Annotated in this window: 18 protein-coding genes; 13 read left to right on the top strand and 5 right to left on the bottom strand. The window is 68.5% G+C overall.

Going from position 1 to position 18,779, the window contains the following annotated elements:
- Positions 1–4 precede the first annotated feature (4 nt).
- The 7 genes from AC3WVS_RS03285 to AC3WVS_RS03255 all read left to right on the top strand — a co-directional run bounded on the left by AC3WVS_RS03285 (position 5) and on the right by AC3WVS_RS03255 (position 8,308).
- Positions 5–634: a LysE family translocator gene (locus AC3WVS_RS03285; RefSeq protein ID WP_492317360.1), complete on the top strand. Its 630-nt coding sequence runs from the start codon at positions 5–7 to the stop codon at positions 632–634.
- A 25-nt stretch (positions 635–659) separates the two neighbouring features.
- Positions 660–998, top strand: coding sequence for an antibiotic biosynthesis monooxygenase family protein (locus AC3WVS_RS03280; RefSeq protein ID WP_035820889.1), 339 nt, complete (start codon positions 660–662; stop codon positions 996–998).
- 489 nt (positions 999–1,487) lie between these two features.
- Entirely contained in the window at positions 1,488–4,322 is a 2,835-nt protein-coding gene (locus AC3WVS_RS03275; protein ID WP_492317359.1) for a xanthine dehydrogenase family protein molybdopterin-binding subunit, read from the top strand.
- A complete protein-coding gene (locus AC3WVS_RS03270; RefSeq protein WP_114135696.1) occupies positions 4,319–4,879 on the top strand; it encodes a (2Fe-2S)-binding protein in 561 nt (186 codons plus the stop codon). The genes AC3WVS_RS03275 and AC3WVS_RS03270 overlap by 4 nt, the downstream gene beginning before the upstream one ends.
- On the top strand, positions 4,879–6,162 hold the full coding sequence (locus AC3WVS_RS03265; protein ID WP_492317441.1) for a c-type cytochrome: 1,284 nt from the start codon (positions 4,879–4,881) through the stop codon (positions 6,160–6,162). The genes AC3WVS_RS03270 and AC3WVS_RS03265 overlap by 1 nt, the downstream gene beginning before the upstream one ends.
- Before the next feature lie 221 nt (positions 6,163–6,383).
- Positions 6,384–7,904 carry an aldehyde dehydrogenase gene (adh, locus tag AC3WVS_RS03260; protein WP_492317358.1) on the top strand — a complete coding sequence of 507 codons (1,521 nt, stop codon included), beginning with the start codon at positions 6,384–6,386 and terminating at the stop codon, positions 7,902–7,904.
- A gap of 2 nt (positions 7,905–7,906) precedes the next feature.
- Complete coding sequence (locus tag AC3WVS_RS03255) at positions 7,907–8,308, top strand: DUF779 domain-containing protein (RefSeq protein WP_492317357.1); 402 nt, start codon at positions 7,907–7,909, stop codon at positions 8,306–8,308.
- A gap of 96 nt (positions 8,309–8,404) precedes the next feature.
- Here the strand turns inward: AC3WVS_RS03255 and AC3WVS_RS03250 are convergent, their stop codons facing one another.
- Complete coding sequence (locus AC3WVS_RS03250) at positions 8,405–10,357, bottom strand: sigma-54-dependent Fis family transcriptional regulator (RefSeq protein WP_492317356.1); 1,953 nt, start codon at positions 10,355–10,357, stop codon at positions 8,405–8,407.
- 169 nt (positions 10,358–10,526) lie between these two features.
- Positions 10,527–10,769 carry a hypothetical protein gene (locus AC3WVS_RS03245; protein ID WP_010812795.1) on the bottom strand — a complete coding sequence of 81 codons (243 nt, stop codon included), beginning with the start codon at positions 10,767–10,769 and terminating at the stop codon, positions 10,527–10,529.
- 190 nt (positions 10,770–10,959) lie between these two features.
- Between AC3WVS_RS03245 and AC3WVS_RS03240 the strand changes: the two genes are divergently transcribed.
- The 3 genes from AC3WVS_RS03240 to AC3WVS_RS03230 are packed head-to-tail and all read left to right on the top strand — an operon-like array spanning position 10,960 to position 15,312.
- Positions 10,960–11,886 (top strand): alpha/beta hydrolase, encoded by a 927-nt coding sequence (locus AC3WVS_RS03240; protein WP_492317355.1) that lies wholly within the window; start codon positions 10,960–10,962, stop codon positions 11,884–11,886.
- A 30-nt stretch (positions 11,887–11,916) separates the two neighbouring features.
- Complete coding sequence (locus tag AC3WVS_RS03235) at positions 11,917–14,028, top strand: penicillin-binding protein 1A (RefSeq protein ID WP_492317354.1); 2,112 nt, start codon at positions 11,917–11,919, stop codon at positions 14,026–14,028.
- A gap of 30 nt (positions 14,029–14,058) precedes the next feature.
- Entirely contained in the window at positions 14,059–15,312 is a 1,254-nt protein-coding gene (locus AC3WVS_RS03230; RefSeq protein ID WP_492317353.1) for an arsenic transporter, read from the top strand.
- 9 nt (positions 15,313–15,321) lie between these two features.
- On the opposite strand, the gene AC3WVS_RS03225 is transcribed toward AC3WVS_RS03230, so the two are convergent.
- On the bottom strand, positions 15,322–15,513 hold the full coding sequence (locus AC3WVS_RS03225; protein WP_492317352.1) for an arsenite efflux pump ArsB: 192 nt from the start codon (positions 15,511–15,513) through the stop codon (positions 15,322–15,324).
- A gap of 290 nt (positions 15,514–15,803) precedes the next feature.
- On the opposite strand from AC3WVS_RS03225, the gene folE reads away from it, so the two are divergent.
- Positions 15,804–16,553 carry a GTP cyclohydrolase I gene (gene folE / locus AC3WVS_RS03220; protein WP_492317351.1) on the top strand — a complete coding sequence of 250 codons (750 nt, stop codon included), beginning with the start codon at positions 15,804–15,806 and terminating at the stop codon, positions 16,551–16,553.
- A gap of 45 nt (positions 16,554–16,598) precedes the next feature.
- On the top strand, positions 16,599–17,042 hold the full coding sequence (locus tag AC3WVS_RS03215) for a BLUF domain-containing protein (protein WP_010812789.1): 444 nt from the start codon (positions 16,599–16,601) through the stop codon (positions 17,040–17,042).
- 9 nt (positions 17,043–17,051) lie between these two features.
- Here AC3WVS_RS03215 and AC3WVS_RS03210 read toward each other — a convergent pair whose 3' ends face one another.
- Entirely contained in the window at positions 17,052–17,306 is a 255-nt protein-coding gene (locus AC3WVS_RS03210) for a hypothetical protein (protein ID WP_492317350.1), read from the bottom strand.
- Positions 17,307–17,486: 180 nt separating this feature from the next.
- Entirely contained in the window at positions 17,487–17,651 is a 165-nt protein-coding gene (locus AC3WVS_RS03205) for an FmdB family zinc ribbon protein (protein ID WP_010812787.1), read from the bottom strand.
- Positions 17,652–18,121: 470 nt separating this feature from the next.
- Between AC3WVS_RS03205 and AC3WVS_RS03200 the strand changes: the two genes are divergently transcribed.
- The gene (locus tag AC3WVS_RS03200; protein ID WP_492317349.1) at positions 18,122–18,769 is read left to right on the top strand and encodes a response regulator; all 648 of its coding nucleotides are present in this window, start codon (positions 18,122–18,124) and stop codon (positions 18,767–18,769) included.
- Positions 18,770–18,779 lie beyond the last annotated feature (10 nt).

The following is an 18,779-nucleotide window of genomic DNA, read 5'->3' as shown; positions in this document are numbered from 1 at the left end:
GCACATGATTGCCCTGACCACCCTGTCGATCTTCGCCGCGGCAGTGATGCTGCTGCTCCTGTCACCCGGCCCGAACATGGCCTTCGTGATGGCACATGGCATCACCTATGGCCTTCGGGGCGGCGTTGCGACGGCACTGGGGATTGCCGTGGCCGACCTGATCCTCACGGTCCTGACAGCCACCGGGATCACCGCCCTGGTGATGGCGTGGGCGCCGGCGTTCGACCTGATCCGCTATGCCGGCGCGGCCTATCTGCTGTGGATGGCGGCCAAGGCGCTGCGGCAGCCGCTTGCGCTGAAAGAGGCAGTGGTGACTCAGGCCTCCTTGCGCTCGGTGTTCGTGCGCGCCATGCTCAACAGCCTGCTCAATCCCAAGGCGCTGCTGTTCTTCATGGTCTTCCTGCCGCAGTTCGTGGATCCCGGCAAGGGCGGCGTGGCCCGGCAGCTGCTCGTGCTCGGCCTGGTCCTGACAGTGATCGCCACCGTGTTTCACGCATTGCTCGGCGCGGCTGGCGGCACCGTGCGCCGCTTCCTGTCACGCCATCCCAAGGCGGCAACATTGCAGTCGCGCGGCCTGGCAGCCGTGCTGGTGCTGCTGGCGCTGCGGCTGGTGCTGACCTCACGCCCGGCCTGAAGCCTTTTCCCACGCAGAGCCCCTGATGTATATCGCAGCCTTTATTTACCGGCCCGGCCAGGCCGATGACGAGTTCCACCGCCTTAGCGCCCTGATCGACGAGATCGCCGCCGGCATACCCGGCTTTGTCGGTGCCGAGTCCTGGCGTTCGCCGGATGGCCAGTTGTCCAACGCCAGCTACTACTGGCGCGACAAGGACTCCCTGCAGGCCTTCGCCACCCACCCGCGGCACCTGGACGCCAAGCGCCAGTACCGCAAGTGGTATGACGGCTATCACGTGGTGATATCCGAAGTGCAGCGCGCCTATGGCGACGGTTCGCTCCAGCACTTCGTGCCCGACAGCCGGCGCCAGCGGCAGGGCTAGACGCCTTCACCTGTCCGGCCGGACTTTGCACGGCCGGCCGCACGCCAGGATATGAATGATTCTGGCGGCGATCTGAATTCTTTCGATCCCTGCCGCCGCCCGCGCGGCATGGATCTGCCTGTCTCTTCGTGCAGATAACGGCTCCAGGCATGGCTCGCGGCACCGGCCCGCGCCATGACGCAATGCACAACCGCGCGGCCGCGGGTATCAACCCCTGCTGATAACCGCTATTCCACACCTCGACTTGCGGTATACCCTGACGTCAACGCACAATCGCCCGGTCAGCGCGCCAGGCCGTGCCACGACAGATAACAAGACATTGCCCCACCTCTCACCAGCCCTCTCCGGCGCCACGGCTACGCAGCCAGGCCCACGCACGCGGCATCGCCGCATGCAGCCAGGCACTGCTTCGGCCATCTTGTCACGATCCCCGTTGATCCCACACGTCGCGCGCCGGCTGCAGTAGCAGCGCATTCCCGAGGAATCCTTATGCCCAGCTTCAACCCTTCACGGCGCACTTTCCTGAAAGCCAGCGTCGTGGCCGGGGTGTCGGTCTATATCGCACCCATCGGCGGCAAAGCCTTCGCGGCATTGTTCGAAGACAAGCTCCTGACCCCGGTCCAGTGGGACCCCAAGGCCGGCGTCCCGAAATTCCGCATCGACGGCATTGCCAAGGTCACCGGCGCCAAGGTGTTCGCGCGCGATATCCGCTCGCGCGACATGCCGCACTGGCCGCAGCAGCAATCGCACGCCTTCATCCTGCGCGCCACGCAGGCCGACCGCACCTATGAGGGCTTCGACCTCGCCGCGCTCGGCGACGACCTGATGCCTGACCGCGTGGTCACCGCGGAAGACCTCGCCCGCGACGGCGTGGCCTTCCCCGCGTTCTACGGCGCAGACATGCTGCTGCCCGCGGGCAAGACTCCGGCCTACCTGGGCCATGCGGTGGCGATCCTGATCTACCACGACTTCGCGCGCTTCCGCTTTGCCAAGGACAAGCTCAAGTTCCGCGACGACGTGATCCGCTACGGCGCCAAAACCGGCGCGCTGGAACGCGATCCGTGGGGCACCTTCCGCTTCGTGCGCGTGGGCGGCACCACGCCGTATGACGACGACGTGTTCTCCAGCCTGAAGAACGCGCCGGTGTTCCCCAGCATGATGCGCAAGCACCAGCCGGTGTGGCCGGACGGCAAGGACCACGGCCAGCTCGGCGAACAGGGCATGTACCACGCCGACGCGATCCGCGCGCAGCTGGCCAGGCCGCCCGAGGACTGGCTGGTGCTGGAGCGTGAGTACAACTCGCAGTCGGTCGATACCGCGGCGCTGGAGCCCGACAACGCCAACTGCTGGTACGACGCCGCGGCGCAGGCGCTGCACCTGGTGGTGCCGACGCAGTCCCCGATCGAGGTCGCCGAGAGCGCGGCCGAGATGCTGGCGAAGGCCAAGGGCGCGTTCCCGGTGAAGCAGGTGTTCCTGCACCCGTGCTACACCGTGGGCTACGGCTCCAAGGACCACTACAACTTCCCGTTCTACGGCCTGGTCACGGCGCTCTATGCCGAGGGCAAGCCGGTGTGCCTGGCCAACGACCGCTACGAGCAGTTCCAGACCTCGATCAAGCGCCACGCCTTCAAGATGCGCTACCGCATCGCGGTGGACCGCAAGACCGGGCTGTTCCAGGCCTTCCAGGGCGACCTGGAGGCCAACGGCGGCGGCCGCGCCAACTTCTCGCCCTCGGTGGCGATGGTGGGCGCCACCGCCGCGCAATCGATCTACTACTTCCCGAAGAACGACCTGACCGCGGTGGCAATCGCCTCGCGCGCCATCGACGCAGGCTCAGCGCGCGGCTACGGCACGCTGCAGAGCATGGCCGCGACCGAGATGATGGTCGACGAGTTCGCCGAGCAGCTCAAGCTCGACCCGATCGAGTTCCGGCTGAAGAACGCCTTGCGCTCGGGCATGAAGAACACGCAGGGCGCGATCCCGGCCGGCGCGATCCGTGTCGATGAAGTGCTGGAAGCCGCGAAGGTCCATCCGTTGTGGACCGGCCGCGCGAAGAAGAAGGCGGAGTACGAAGCCGCCAACCCCGGCCGCCGCTACGGCGTGGGCTTTGCCTGCGTGCAGAAGGACTTCGGCACCGGTGCCGAAGCTTCGTTTGCCAGGGTCGAGATGAAGGCCGACGGCAGCATCGCGCTGCACCACTCCGGCGCCGAGATCGGCACCGGCATGTCGACCTCGCAGGCCGCCGCGGTGGCGCGCTGGCTGGGCAAGCCCGCGGCCGAGGTGCGTACCTCGGTCACCGATTGGGCCGACCTGCCGGTGGTGACCTCGGGCGACCCGTACCTGATGAGCCAGGCCGAGCAGGACCGGCTGTGCGCCAACCCGCGCTGGTCGCCGTCGTACGCTTCGCCCGCCAGCGCCACCAACTCGGCCTACTACTTCACCCACAGCACGCGCGAAGCCGCGCGCGTGATCTTCATGCACGGCCTGTGGCCGGCGGCGATGGCGATCTGGAGCCAGGGTATCGGCGGCGGCCAGGCGGCCTCGCTGGTAGTGCGCGTGGAAGACGCGCGCTGGGTCGAGGGCAAGCTCAGCGCCGGCGGCCTGCAGGCGCTGCCGCTGGAGCAGCTGGCAGCCAAGGCGCATGAGATGGGCCTGGTCACCGGCGCCACCGTGCACGTCTTCAACCGCTGGCAGTGGAGCGAGGCCGATTTCGACATCAGCGGGCACGCCGCGCGGCTGCCGGTGGATGGCCTGTCGGTACGCTACGGCGATGGCGCCGACGGCGCGCGCAAGGCGCGCATGCGCACCAGCGGCGGCTACGACGTGCTCGACCGAAAGAAGGTCTACGTCGCGACCACCCAGCGCAACAATGCCTCGGTCACGTACTACAGCGCGGTCGGCACCTTGGTCGAGCTGTCGGTGCATGAGGCCAGCGGCAAGGTCGAGGTGCTGTCGCACCACTCCATCATGGAGTGCGGTACGCAGCTGTCGCCGCAACTGGTGTCCGGCCAGCTGCAGGGGGGCATCGCCATGGGCATCGGCCACGCGCTGCATGAAACCCTGCCGCTCTACGAGGACGGCCCTGGCAACGGCACCTGGAACTTCAACCGCTACCACCTGCCGCGCGCCAGCGACGTGGCGGTGTGGACCCAGACCGGCACGGTGCTGCCGCCCGTCTCTGAAACCGACCCGCCCAAGGGCATCGCCGAGGTGGTGATGATCCCGGTGGTGGGCGCCATCGTCAACGGCATCGCGCATGCCATCGGCCACCGCTTCACCGACCTGCCGGTCACGGCCGAAAAGATCCAGGAGGTACTGGCATGAGCATCGCCACCCAACCGCTTTCCCTGAACATCAACGGCAAGGAGGTCGGCCCGCTCGACGTGCCCGAAGGCCTGATGATGATCGACTTCCTGCATGAATACCTGGACCTGACCGGCTCGCGCCTGGGCTGCGGCCAGGGCATCTGCCATGCCTGCGTGGTGATCCACGACAAGGCCGACGGCACCAGCGAGGAAGTGCGCAGCTGCATCACCGGCGCGCACTGGTTCCAGGGCCGCAAGGTGCGCACCGTGGAAGGCCACGGCAAGCGCAACGAGAAAGGCGAGGTGGTGGAGCTGACGCCAGTGCAGCAGAAGTTCCTGGACCACTTCAGCTTCCAGTGCGGCTATTGCACGCCGGGCTTCGTCAACGGCGCCACCATCCTGGTGGAACAGCTCAAGCGCAAGCCGGTGGCGAAGGACAAGGTAGACGAGACCATCACCACCGCGCTGGACGGTCATATCTGCCGCTGCACGGGCTATGTGCGCTACTTCGAGGCCGTGAAGGACGTGATCACCAGCACGCCTGGACTGGTCAAGGACAGCGGGAGCGCCAAGTGATGCAGCGCCCCGCCTTCCTGAATTTCGCCCGCGCGGCCCTTGCCGCGCTGGCCGCCGCAACGCTGGTGGCCGGTTGTGGCGGCAACACCGAAGCCGTCGCGCCTGCCGCCGACCAGGCGCCCAAGGGCCAGCTGCCGCCCGCCGAACAGATCGCGCGCGGCCGCTACCTGGTGCGCGCGGCCGACTGCGCCGCCTGCCATACCGCGTCGCAGGGCGCGCCGTTTGCCGGCGGCGTTGAGCTGGCCTCGCCGTTCGGCAAGTTCTACGGCACCAACATCACGCCCGACAAGACCCACGGCATCGGCAACTGGAGCGCAGACGACTTCTACACCGCGCTGCATGACGGCAAGACCCCGGACAAGCACCTCTATCCGGCGATGCCGTACACCTCGTACCGCGGGCTGTCGCGCGCGGATACCGATGCCATGTATGCCTACCTGATGCAGGTGAAGCCGGCCGCGGTGCCGAACCGCCCGCACGACCTGCAGTTCCCGTACAACCTGCGCTTTGCGCTGGCGGGCTGGAACCTGCTGTTCCTGGAGGACAAGCTGCCCGATGCCTCCGCCGGCAATTCCGAGTCGTGGCAGCGCGGCCGCTACCTGTCCAATGCGCTCGGCCATTGCGCCGAGTGCCATACGCCGCGCGCCGCGTTCGGGCGGCTGGACCTGTCGAAGCCGCTGGCCGGCGCCGCGCTGGCACGCGTGGGCGCGCCGGAAATCACCCCGGCCGGGCTGGCCGCACGCGGCTGGACCGCGGCCGACCTGCAGCAGTTCTTTGCCATTGGCATCGCGCCACAAGGCTCGGCCTTCGGCGAGATGTACCCGGTGGTGCATCTGAGCAGCCAGTACCTGAACCAGGGCGACCTGGCGGCGATGACGACCTACCTGCTGGGCGACAAGCCGCCCGCACCGCAGCCGGTCAAGCCCGTCAACGCCGATGCCGCGCAACTGGCGCCGGGCCGCCGCCACTATGTGGCGGTCTGCGCCGGTTGCCACGGCCGCGAGGGCGAAGGCAAGCCGCACGTGGCGGTATCGATGGCCGGCAACTCGACCGTGCGCAACACCGACGCGCGCAACCTGATCGTGTCGATGCTCGACGGCATCGAGGCGCAGCGCTTCCCCGGCCTGGAGGCCATGCAGGACATGCCGGGCTTTGCCGCGCGCATGAGCGACGAAGAACTGGCGCAGCTGGCCAACTACCTGCGCGCCACCTGGGGCGGCCAGCCGGCCGACGTGACGCCCGCCGCGGTCAAGGCGCTGCGCGCCGCAGGCTCCGGGCACTGAAGCCCTGCCCCGGGTGTTCCATTCTGGAACACCCGGTGTCACGCGCTGGCACAGCCGTGCCGGCGCGTGACATCTCCCACCCGTGCCACGCGCACTCGCCCCTCGCTTTTCCCCGTTTTTTCGTTCGATTCACGCCCCGGCACAGCTCTTGCGATCTGCCTGCCGTGCGCACGGCCGGAATGCCGTGACGACACCACAGAAATCTCTGAACGGAGCGAGACATGAACATGGCGGAAATCGCCCAGCTGGGCGTCAGCAACCCCTACAAGCAGCAGTACGAGAACTACATCGGCGGCGCCTGGGTGCCGCCCGCCGGCGGCGAGTACTTCGAATCGATCACGCCGATCACCGGCAAGCCGTTCACGCGCGTGCCGCGTTCCGGCCAGCAGGATGTCGACGCCGCGCTGGACGCCGCGCACGCCGCCAAGGCCGCGTGGGCTCGCACCTCGACCACCGAGCGCGCCAATATCCTGAACCGCATCGCCGACCGCATCGAGGCCAACCTGAAGCTGCTGGCCGTGGCCGAGAGCATCGACAACGGCAAGCCGGTGCGCGAGACCACCGCCGCCGACCTGCCGCTGGCGGTCGACCACTTCCGCTACTTTGCCGGCTGCATCCGTGCGCAGGAAGGCGGCATCTCCGAGATCGACGCCGACACCATTGCCTACCATTTCCATGAGCCGCTGGGCGTGGTCGGCCAGATCATCCCGTGGAACTTCCCGCTGCTGATGGCCACCTGGAAGCTGGCGCCGGCGCTGGCCGCCGGCAACTGCGTGGTGCTCAAGCCCGCGGAGCAGACGCCGGCCTCGATCCTGGTGCTGATGGAAGTGATCGGCGACCTGCTGCCGCCGGGCGTGGTCAACGTGATCAACGGCTTCGGGCTGGAAGCCGGCAAGCCGCTGGCATCGAGCCCCCGCATCAGCAAGGTGGCCTTCACCGGCGAGACCACCACCGGCCGGCTGATCATGCAGTACGCGTCGCAGAACCTGATCCCGGTGACGCTGGAACTGGGCGGCAAGTCGCCCAACATCTTCTTCGAGGATGTGCTGGCCGCCGACGACGCCTTCTTCGACAAGGCGCTGGAAGGCTTTGCCATGTTCGCGCTGAACCAGGGCGAGGTCTGCACCTGCCCGTCGCGCGCACTGATCCAGGAATCGATCTACGACCGCTTCATGGAGCGCGCGCTCAAGCGCGTGGCCGCGATCCGCCAAGGCCATCCGCTCGACACCGGCACCATGATCGGCGCGCAGGCGTCCGCCGAACAGCTGGAGAAGATCCTGTCGTACATCGACCTGGGCCGCAAGGAAGGCGCGCAGTGCCTCACCGGCGGCGAGCGCAACGTGCTGGACGGCGATCTCGCGGGCGGCTACTACGTCAAGCCGACCGTGTTCGCCGGCCACAACAAGATGCGCATCTTCCAGGAAGAGATCTTCGGGCCGGTGGTATCGGTGACCACCTTCAAGGATGAGGAAGAGGCGCTGGCCATCGCCAATGACACGCTCTACGGGCTCGGCGCGGGTGTCTGGACACGCGACGGGGCGCGCGCATTCCGCATGGGCCGCGGCATCCAGGCAGGGCGCGTGTGGACCAACTGCTACCACGCCTACCCCGCGCATGCGGCATTCGGGGGCTACAAGCAGTCCGGCATCGGCCGCGAGAACCATCGCATGATGCTCGACCACTACCAGCAGACCAAGAACCTGCTGGTGAGCTACAGCCCCAACGCGCTCGGGTTCTTCTGACCATGGCGGGCTCGACGTCCGCTCCCGCCACCGCGCCGGTCGCACGCGTGGTGGCAACCCCGGCCGCGCTCGCGCTGATCGCGGAACTGGCCGCGCGGCATGGCCCGCTGATGTTCCATCAGTCCGGCGGCTGCTGCGACGGCAGCGCGCCGATGTGCTACCCCGCCGGCGAACTGCTGGTGGGGCAAGCCGATGTCTGCCTGGGCGAGATCAGCGGCGCGCAGTTCTACATGACGCGGGCGCAGTTCGAGTACTGGCAGCACACGCGGCTGGTGATCGATGTGGTGCCGGGTGCGGGCGGGATGTTCTCGCTGGAGGGACGGACGGGGAAGCGGTTCCTGACCCGGTCGGAGCTGTTCAGCGATGAAGAGGCCGCGTGGCTCGCGGCGCAGCCGGGGTTGTGAGGATGATTGCTTGCTGATGTCGGTAGTTGCTTGCCGACGGAGTGCTCCCTCTCCCGCAAGCGGGAGAGGGAGCAAACAAGCAGGATAGGAAGTCCTTCAGCGCTCCGCTTCCTCGCCGCCTTCCAACCCCTCCCTCAACCTCCGATAGATCGTATTGCGCGACACCCCCAGCTCACGCGCCGCGTGGCTGACATTGCCGCCGTGCCTGGCGAGCGCCTGTCGGATCAGGCCTGCTTCCCAGTCGCGCATGCGGGCGGACTTTGATGGCGCCGGCGCCTGCACGGCAGCCGCCGCGTCACAGCGCTCCGCCTCATCGCCGCACTCCTGCTCAAACCCTTCCGGCAGGTGTTCCACCCCGATCTCCACCTCCCCTTCGGCCAGGATCGCCGCGGTGCGCAGCACGTTGGCAAGCTGCCGGATATTGCCCGGCCACGGGTGCCGGCGCAGCAGCGCCAGCACCTGCGCGTCGACATGCACCGGGGACGGCAGGCCGGCTTCTTCGCACTGCCGCTGCAGGATGCGATCGACCAGCAGCGGCAGGTCGCTGCGCTCGCATAGCGGCGGCAGGGTCACGGCCAGCGCATTGATGCGGTAGTACAGGTCTTCGCGGAAAGCGCCATCGGCAATCATCGCGCGCAGGTCGCGGTGGGTGGCGCAGACCACGCGCACATCGACCGGCAGCGCGCGAGCGCTGCCCAACGGGGTGACCGCGCGCTCCTGCAGCACGCGCATCAGCCGCACCTGCTGTGCCAGCGGCATGTCGCCGATCTCGTCCAGGAACAGCGTGCCGCCGTGTGCCTGCACGACCTTGCCCTCGCTGCCGCGGCGACGCGCGCCGGTGAAGGCGCCTTCTTCATAGCCGAACAGTTCGGCCTCGATCAGCGATTCGGGGATGGCCGCGCAGTTGACCGCGACGAAAGGCCCGCCGGCGCGCGGCGAGGCGGCGTGGATGGCGCGCGCCAGCCACTCCTTGCCGGTGCCGGTGCGGCCCTGGACCAGGATGGTGATATCGCGCCCGCTGACCTTGCGCACGCGGCGCAGCACCGCGGCCACGGCGGCGTCGCCGGTATCGAGCGCGGCCAGTGCCGGCGGCAGCGGGTCTTCGGCGCTGGGCTGGCGCACCGCGATGGGCGCGGCCAGGTATTCGATGCGGGCAAACACCTGCACCCGGCTGGGCAGCGTCAGCGTCTGCAGCGACCCCGCCGCGCCGCTGCGCACCTGCATCGCCACGCGCACGGGCTGGCCGAACAGCCCGGCAAAACTGGCCGCCGCCAGCGCGTGCGGGGCCAGCCCCAGCTGGAACAGGCCGCTGCGGTTGGCAGCCAGGAAGGCGCCGTCGGGCGAGAACGCCGCCATGCCCTCGAACAGCGTGCCGACGAACTCGGGCCGCGCATGGAAGCGCACCAGCAGCGCGTCCGGGAAGTGGTTCGCAAACAGGTGGTTCTCGATCATCTGCGCCGACATCCGCACCAGCGCCATGGTGTGCCGGTGGAAGCCGCGATGATCGCCGCTGACATCGAGCGCGCCCAGGATGGCACCGGTCGGGCTGGCGATCGGGGCGCAGGAGCAGGTCAGCTGGTGGTTGGACTCGAGGAAATGCTCGCTGGCGTGGATCAGGGTGGGACGGGCCTCGGCCAGTGCGGTGCCGATGGCATTGGTGCCCTTGCTCGGCTCCGACCACGATACCCCCGGTGCCAGCGCCACGCGCCGCGCCCGCGCGACGAATTCGCCGTCGCCCAGGCTGTGCAGGATCACTCCGCTGCTGTCGGTCAGCAGCACCATGCTGTCGGTATTGGCGATCTGCGCGTGCAGGGTCTCCATCACCGGCAAGGCATGGCGGTACAGGTCGCGGCTGGCGTCCACCAGCTCACCCAGCGCGCGCGGGCTGACGGCATCGAAGCCGGGCGCATGGCGCACATCCAGCCCGAAGCCGGCCGAACGCGCATGCGCGCGGGCGATCAGGCCAGCGCGGTCGGCATCGGCCGGGTCGACATGGGCAGCCTGGCGGGCAACATCGGAAAGCGCAGCGGGATGGGCGGCACGGTACATGGCGGCGGGTCTCCTGTATCAGCAGGCGGCGCGCGTCGCGGCCGCTGCCTGCCGTCCCGTGGCGCGTGCCGTGCAGCTCAGGTGCGGCGGCAGGCCGGGCGGCTGTAGTCCGGCAACCTTATCACAGGCTCCCGGCCATGTATTGCCCCCGCGCCATGCCGGGCCGGGGTCAGCGTTTTTCGTCGAGCAGGTCGTTCAGGATCTCGTCGAAGGTGGCCTGGGCATCTTCCAGCGCCTGCAGCGCCGCATCGAACGTCTGCAGCGCAAGCTTGGATGGCTTGCCGCTGCCCTGCGGCGGATAGTGGGCCTGCAAGGCGGTGAAGGCCACCTGCACCTGCCGCGTGGCCGCGACCACGCGCTCCATCGCCTGCGCCTCTTCGGCGCGGTATTGCTCGTGTTTCTGCTCGCTCATGCCTGTTTGCTCCGTATGCGCGCCGTCTCGGGAGGAGGTGCGCGCGCGTAAATGAGGTATATCGTACAAGAACTGCGCCGGCCGGCTTGCGCTACACGCTCGCGCCTGACAAAAATGAGGTAGGCTGCGCGGCTGGGCGGCAAGGCCGGCGCTGGTGCGCCTCGCCTGGCAGCGACACTGAAGACTAGCCATGCCATTGATCACCCGCCGTACACTGGCAGCCGCGCTGATGACTGCCAGTGGCTTCGCCTGCTACTGGACCTACCTGACGCTCAACCAGGAGCGGCTGCTGTTCGATGCGCGCCGGCGTCCGCCGCGCGACCTGCCCGACGGCATCATTGGCTACTCGCACCTGATCCCCGGCGGCGTGGTGCGCGGCTACATCTACCATAGCCCCGGCGACAACGTGCGCGACCTGCTGTTCTACCTGCCCGGGCGTGGCGAGGATGTGCTCGAAACGCTGCAGTACGCGCGCTGGCTGCCCGCCGGCATGGCCTTCGCCACCTATGACTACCGCGGCCTGGGACACTCCGACGGCCTGCCGTCCGAGGGCGCCGCAGTGGCCGACGCCAGCCAGTTCCTGCTGCATGCGCGGCGTGTCTTCCCCGACACCCGCGTGCATGTGGTGGGGCGCAGCCTGGGCACCGGCGTCGCGATCCAGCTGGCGGACCTGCAGGACTTCGACAGCCTGCAACTGATCACGCCCTACGACTCGCTGCTTGAACTGGTGCGCAAGCGCTTCCCGCTGGTGCCGCTGCGCCAGCTGATGCGCCACCATTTCGATTCGATCTCGCATTGCAAGAAGGTCGTGCAGAGCACCAAGGTGCTGCTGGCCGAGACCGATGAAGTCGTGCCCCATGAATGCTCGGAGCGGCTCATGGCCGCCTGGCCCGGCCCGGTGGCGCTGCAGACCGTGCCAGCCACGAATCACTTCACCATTATCGAACGCGAGGAAACCTGGCTGGCGCTGTGCGAATTTGCCCGGCATCACGGCCAGGCCAGGCTGCGCGTGGCTACGGCCCAGCCCGCCCCGCCTACCCCGCCGGCCACCACCGGCACGCCGCCCATCGATCATGACGAGCTCGGCAACCCGTTGCCGCTGGCGGCCAGCCGCTAAGGTCAGTCAGGCAGCGGGTAAAATGCGCGCATGAAAAAAATCGCAGTCAAGGCAGGCGGTGCCGTACTGGCGCTGGCTGCAGCCGGTGCCTTGCTTGCCGGCTTTGCCGCGGTGGTAAGCCTGCGGCAGCTTCCCCCAGTCGACGCCCTGCGCGACTACCGGCCCGACGTGCCCCTGCGGATCTACACCAGCGACAACGTGCAGATCGGCGAGTTCGGCAGCGAGCACCGCGAGTTCATCCCCTTCGGGCAGATGCCGTCGCGCATGGTCCAGGCGCTGCTGGCAGCCGAGGACGACCAGTTCTACGAGCACGAGGGTGTCGACATGCCCGGCGTGCTGCGCGCCGCGCTGGCCAACCTGGGCCAGGGCTATGCGCAGGGCGCGTCCACCATCACCATGCAGGTGGCGCGCAATTTCTACCTGTCGCGCGAGAAGACGCTGGCGCGCAAGTGGTATGAAATGCTGCTGGCCTGGCGCATCGACCAGACCCTGCCCAAGGACCGCATCCTTGAGCTGTACATGAACCAGGTCTACCTGGGCGAGCATGCCTACGGCTTCGGCAGCGCCGCGCATGCGTACTTCGGCAAGCCGCTGGCGTCGTTGTCGCTAGCCGAGACGGCGATGCTGGCGGGGCTGCCCAAGGCCCCCTCGTCCATCAACCCGGTGGTCAACTTCGCGCGCGCCAAGCGGCGCCAGGAATATGTGCTGGGCCGCATGCTGGCGCTGGGCATGATCAGCCAGGACGACTACCGCGAGGCCCGCGCCGCGCGCCTGGCGGTCTCCGACGACAGCCCCGGCAGCTTTGCCGGGCATGCCGAGTACGTGGCCGAACTCGCGCGCCAGCTGGCGCGCGAGCGCTTTGGCGACGAGGCCTACACGCGCGGCCTGAACGTCTACACCACGGTGTCGTCGGTGCGCCAGACGCTGGCCTACGATGCGGTGCACGGCGGGTTGGAAGGCTACGCGCGGCGCCACCGCAAGTTCGTCAAGGACCTGCCGCAGGGCCCGCAGGGTGCGCTGGTATCGCTGGACAGCGCCACCGGCGCGATCGAGGCGATGGTGGGCGGCGCCGACTTTGCCACCAGCCGCTTCAACCACGCCACCCAGGCGCAGCGCCAGCCGGGCTCGACCTTCAAGCCCTTCGTCTATGCGGCGGCACTGGAGCGCGGCGTGTCGCCCGGCACGCTGATCAACGACGCGCCGCTGCCCAATGGTTCGCGCTGGCAGCCGTCCAATGACGACGGGCGCTTTGTCGGCCCCATCACCGTGCGCCAGGCGCTGGCCGAATCGCGCAATCTGCCGGTGATCCGCACACTGCAGGCGATCGGCATCCCGTACACGGTGGAGTTCGCCAGCCGCTTCGGCTTCGCGCCCAGGCGGCTGCCGCGCTACCTGCCGCTGGCACTGGGCACCGGCACCACTTCGCCGCTGCGCCTGGCCGCGGCCTATGGCGTTTTTGCCAACGGCGGCCACCGCATCGAGCCCTACCTGATCGCGCGCATCACCGACAGCGAGGGCAAGGTGCTGTTCTCTGCCGAGCCGGACGACGCCGCGGACAGCCCGGCCCCGCCGCGCGTGATCAGCGCCCGCAACGCCTTTGTCATGGACAGCCTGCTGCGCAGCGTGGTCGACGACGGCACCGGCGCCGGCGTGCGCCGCTACCTGCGCCGCGCCGACGTGGCCGGCAAGACCGGCACCACCAACGACTCGGTCGACGGCTGGTTCGCGGGCTACGCCGGCGGCGTCGTCACGGTGGCGTGGATGGGCTACGACGACAACCGCAGCCTGGGCGAGCATGAATTCGGCGCCACCACCGCGCTGCCGGTGTGGGCCGCCTATATGGAGGGCCGCCTTGCGGGCGCGCCCGTGCCTGAAGCCGAAGCGCCCGCCGGCGTGGTCCGCGTGGGCGATGACTGGATGTACGCGGAGTATGCCGATGGCAGCCACGGCATCGCCGCCATCGGCTTCCCGCCGCCGGCACCCGCGGCGGCGCCGGTGGTCGATCCGGTCGCCAGCAACCTCGGCGGGACCGCGGCCCCGGCCCCGGCTGCCCCCGCGCCGACACCCGTCACCAGCGAGGCAACTGGCCTGCCGGCGCCCGGCGCTGCCACGCCGGCCGTCCCCGCGGACGCCAGGCTGTAGACTTCCGGCTTTCCACTGTCCCCGATCCCGATGTCCAGCCACGCCCCGCTGCTGATCTGGTCGGTCGCCGCGCTGACCACGGCCGGCGTCCTGTTCCGCCCGTTCCGCCTGCCCGAAGCCTTCTGGGCCGCCGCCGGCGCCCTGCTGCTGTGCGTCACCGGCCTGATGACGCTGCCCGACGCGCTGGCGGCAGTGCTGCGCGGCTACGACGTGTACCTGTTTCTCGCGGGCATGATGCTGGTCTCAGAGCTGGCCCGCAAGACCGGGCTGTTCGACCACGTCGCCGCGCTCGCCGTGCGCCGGGCGCGCGGCTCGGCGCCGCGGCTGTTTCTGCTGGTGCACGGCTTCGGCACGCTGGTGACGGCCTTCATGTCCAACGACGCCACCGCCGTGGTGCTGACGCCCGCGGTGCTGGCCGCCACCCGCGCCGCGCGGGTCCGGCATCCGCTGCCCTACCTGTACGCGTGCGCCTTCATCGCCAATGCCGCCAGCTTCGTGCTGCCGATCTCCAACCCGGCCAACCTGGTCATCTTCGGCGAACGCATGCCCCCGCTGGCGGGCTGGCTGGCGAGCTTCGCGCTGCCGTCGCTGGCCGCGGTGCTGGCCACGCTGGCGGCGCTGTGGTGGACCCAGCGCGCGGCACTGGCCGAGCCCATCGAACATGACGTGCCGGTGCCACCGCTGTCGCCGCAGGCCCGGCTGACCGCGCTGGGCATCGTGCTGACCGGCCTGATCCTGCTGGTGGCCTCGCTGCGCGGCAACGACCTGGGCTGGCCGACCTGCGCGGCGGGCGTGGCCACGCTGCTGCTGGTCTGCGCGACCCGGCGCGAGTTGCTGGTGCCGGCGCTGCGCGAGGTGTCATGGGGGGTGTTGCCGATGGTGGCGGGGCTGTTCGTGCTGGTCGCGGCACTGGAGCAGACCGTGGTGATCGGCCAGCTGGCCGATGCCGTCGCAGCGGCGTCGCGCGACGGCGGCGCGCTGGCCCTGCTGGGCGTGGGCGCGGTGGTGGCGCTGGCGGGCAATATCGCCAACAACCTGCCGGCCGGCCTGATCGCCGCCTCGGCGCTGGCGGGTGGAAATGCCTCGCATGCCGTGACTGGTGCCGTGCTGGTCGGCATTGACCTTGGCCCCAACCTGTCCGTCACCGGCTCGCTGGCCACGCTGCTGTGGCTCACGGCGCTGCGACGCGAAGGGCATATGGTCAGCGCCGGCCAGTTCCTGCGCGTGGGGGCCGTGGTGATGCCGGCAGCGATGCTGCCGGCACTGGCGCTCTTGCTTCTTTGAACAGCTGGCTCAGCTGGTGGCGGCGTCATTGGCCGCGGGGATGTCGGCGGGCTGCAGCAGGGACCGGCGCAGGCCGGTCGCGCCATGGCGCACGGCACTGGCGTGGTGTTCCGCCACGCCAGTTTCCACCGGCGTGGCCGGCAGCGGCACTGTGACCACATGGAGCAGCATCAGGCTGCTGCACGGAAAGGCAATCGGCATGATGACGTTATTCCCGACAAAGAGTCAGGCCGCGCTGCAGCGGCCGGGTGCCGGCGGCTTTATGGCGGGCTGCCTGGCGTTGTGCAGACATTATGTGCGCTTGTCGGCGTTGTGCGGCGCGGGCTTTAGCGATGTCATGAACTATTCACGGAGCAATGCCGGCTTGTGGCGTAATCGGCCCACCGCGCCGCAACTTGCCATGCCCCGCGCGGGTTGTGAGGCCACGGCATCTGCCATATAGTGAATCCGGCACACCCGCTGCGCAGTCATCCATCCCACCACGCATAACCATGACCAGCAAGGACGCGGCGCACCGCGCGAAGGACAGCAACGCCGGCGACGATGCCGGCCACCCCCACGCCCACAGCGTCTCGGCCCGCATCCGCGCACGGCTGGAGGCCGCGCAGGAGCGCTTCCACGCCAACGACAATATTGCGCACTACATCGAGCCGGGCGAGATGGAGCAGCTGCAGGTCGAAGTGCAGGCGCGCCTGGAAGACGTGCTGCGCGCGCTGGTGATCGACGTCGACAACGACCACAACACCCAGGAAACCGCGCGCCGCGTCGCCAAGATGTACCTGAAGGAGATCTTCGCCGGCCGCTACGCCAAGGCCCCGCCGGTGACCGAGTTCCCCAACGTCGGCCAGCTCAACGAACTGATGATCGTCGGCCCGCTGCGCGTGCGCAGTGCCTGCTCGCATCACCTGTGCCCGATCATCGGCAAGCTGTGGGTAGGGGTGATGCCGAACCAGCATTCCAACCTGATCGGCCTGTCCAAGTACGCGCGCCTGGCCGAATGGATCATGTGCCGGCCGCAGATCCAGGAAGAGGCGGTGGCACAGGTCGCCGACCTGCTGCAGGAAAAGATGAATCCCGACGGCCTCGCCATCGTGATGGAGGCCGAGCACTTCTGCATGCACTGGCGCGGCGTGCGCGACACCGATGCCAAGATGACCAACAGCGTGATGCGCGGCTCGTTCCTGAAGGACGACAGCCTGCGCCGCGAGTTCCTCACGCTGCTGAACCACAACCGCGGCTAGGCCGCACGCCCCGCCCACCAGCCGCCACAACCGAGCGCCACGACCATGCTAGTCCGCCTGCTCTATGCCAGCCGTGCCCGCCAGGCCATCGACGCCGCCCTGCTCGACGCCATCCTGGCCACCAGCCTGGAACGCAATCCGCGCCACGGCATCACCGGGGTGCTGTGCCACGGCAACGGCATCTTCCTGCAGGCGCTGGAAGGCGACCGCCAGGACGTATCACAGCTGTTTCAGGCGATCGCACGCGACCCGCGCCACCACGACGTGACCCTGCTGCATTTCGAGGAAACCTGCACGCGCGACTTTGCCGGCTGGGCGATGGGCCAGGTCAATGCGGCGCGCATCAACACCGCCACCCTGCTCAAGTTCTCGGCGCGCGCCGAACTGGATCCGTACCGCACCTGCGGTGCGGCGTCGCTGGCGTTGCTCAAGGAGCTGATCGCCGGCGCGTCAGTGGTGTCGCGCACCGGCGAACGCGGACGGCACTGAGCCGCGCCGTCAGGCCGTCACCTGGCCGAACAGGCCGCACTCCAGGTCGCTCTCGAATTCCTCGACCCAGACCGAATCGGGGCCTGCCTCGTAGATACTGGTCTTGTCCGTGCCGACCCGGCGCACGCTGATGCGCCGCACCCCGGCCTCGCGGCTTTCCTCGAAAATCTCGAACATCTCGGCCGCAAGCCCGACATGTCTGCATACCTGCAGGACCTGTTGCTGCTCGTCGGCGGGAAATTCGGTGAACGGTCTCGTTGCCATGGCATCCTCCGTCAAGGTTGAGATCGCCGCTTGCGCGCAGCGCTAACGCACGTGGTGCACGGGCACCACGCCTGGAAAGACATGCCGCGGCCGTCGGCCGGCGGCACACCCGCGCGGCCGCCGCACAAGTGCGGCGGGCCGCAAACCCTCCTGGGAGGTAGTTGTTCGGACTCAGCGGACTCAGCTCTTGCGCTGGGTCACTGCCACGAACGGGGCCGGTGCGTGCTGGACGGACTGGCTGCCGCAGTTCGGGCAGTTCGGATGGGCAGAGGCGTGTTCTGCGAGATGCTCGGTTTTCTCGAACATATGGCCGCACTTCTCGCAGCGATATTGGTAGACGGGCATGGCGTTCCCCAACGCGGTGCACGCGCCGCGGGGCGCGTGTCAGCTTCATTCTAGGACAGCGGTCCGCGCCCCGAAGCGTGAAAGTTCGCGCCGCCCGGAGCCGGCGCGTTGCGCGCACGCGGCGAAGTCACCGCGAATTCACTTTCTCTCCCCGTGCTCCTGCCTGCCGCTACGTGAATGCGTCTTCCGCCACGCATTGACATGAGGCAAATAGCTGGTCGCGCTCACCGCGGAACAAGCGCCGCAATGCTGCGCAAACCCAGGTCAAACATCGCGGCATGGCGCTGTTCAATGGGCAGGTCACGCATTTGCCGAACTGGCCGTGTCCATGCCCGCCTCATGCAAGTTCCCTGAACTAGCAGAATTACGATTCAATGGGTCGCGGAACATAGCCAGAATTTCGGATTTGTGGTGGCGCAATCGCCCAGTGCAACCGGCGTGTACCGGTTGCCGCCCATCCGGAGATAGCTATGTACGACGGAGTCTTGCGTGTCGCCCTGGCGGACGACCACCCGCTGGTCGTGGCCGCCCTGCGCGACTGCCTGCAGCGCAGCGGCAGCGTCCAGATCAGCTGCGAATGCCGCAACGGCACCGAGTTGCTCGGCGCGCTGGACCAGCATCCCGCCGATATCGCCATCACCGATTTCTGCATGGGCCACGGCGATACCTCGCTGGACGGCTTCAACCTGCTGGGCCGCCTGGCACGCCGCCATCCGCTGACGCGCGTGGTGGTGATCAGCGCCCAGTCCAATCCCGCCATCATCCGCCGCTCCATGAAGCTTGGCGTGCGCGCCTTCGTCAGCAAGGAAGACCACCTGGACGAGGTCGTGCGCGCCTGCATTCACGTCGCATCCAGCGGCAGCTGCTTCTATTCGCCTGCGGTGCACGCCATCCTGCAACACGCCACGCTCGCCGGTGCACCGGCCACCGAACTGACGCAGCGCGAACTGGAAGTGATCCGGCTCTATGCGCAGGGCCTGCAGCTGACCGACATCGCCGGCAAGCTCGGCCGCTCGGTCAGCACAATCTCCAGCCAGAAGACCGTGGCCATGCGCAAGCTGGGAGTGCAGACCAATACCGGGCTGATCCGCTACGCCTATGAAAACCGCCTGATCTGACATGGCCGGA

Source organism: Cupriavidus sp. CPT47-8839-RL05A (assembly GCF_058792255.1).
Note: the sequence above shows the minus strand (reverse complement) of the source record. Positions and strands in the feature narration are given on the sequence as shown.